Source organism: Rhizobacter sp. P3_B12 (assembly GCF_056402895.1).
The window spans coordinates 1-646 of the sequence record NZ_JBFUGN010001682.1 but is presented as its reverse complement, the minus strand read 5'-3'; the positions used below and the strand labels follow the sequence as shown (position 1 = coordinate 646).

Below are 646 nucleotides of genomic sequence, written 5' to 3'. Positions count from 1 at the left end.
CAATGATGGTGCCCGACCAAGCGCGCAAAAGAGGTCGTCCATTAGCGTACCCTGGAAAACACGACCAGGGGTAATCAACGCATGGTATCCGCCGTCTGATCGGTATGCAGCAAATTGATTTTCCACGCGGACCGCTTCCGAAGTTAAGGATTCTCTATGTCTAGCAGATCACGAGCGCCCTGGTCAAATCCGAATCTGACGAGGTGAAACTCACTGCGGCACAAATCAGAAAGTCGCGCACGGTTACCCTCGATGGCCGACTTATCCGAGTCTTGTATTCGTGTGCCAAGCTGAAGAAATCTATTGGCTTCCGACCACCACGAAATGTCGAGCGATGGTGCCCAACGCATCGGTGCTACTAAAGACATTATGGTGTGCTCGATTCTTGCGATACTCCTCAAGACTTCAGGTAGCTCGCGAATCGAAAGTGCATAGCGGGAAAGGAGTGCGCCGAGCGTGTCAACATCTAGTGATTTTGCCAGGCCGTACATTGCATCTACGACTCGTACCGCGTCCTTTTTTAGGGCAAGTGGTGGAGTGGAATCCGCATACCGTGCGAATAAGCTATTGAGCATTGAGGTAGACATTTGTAACGCGTCGTCCTCAATTATCTGAGCATTCGAAATCTGCGGCGAAGTGCGCCACC

Annotated in this window: 1 protein-coding gene; it reads right to left on the bottom strand. The window is 51.5% G+C overall.

Annotated elements, in window-relative coordinates:
• Positions 1–143: 143 nt before the first annotated feature.
• On the bottom strand, positions 144–646 hold a 503-nt coding region (locus AC1D01_RS37655), incomplete at its 5' end, for a hypothetical protein (RefSeq protein WP_477875052.1).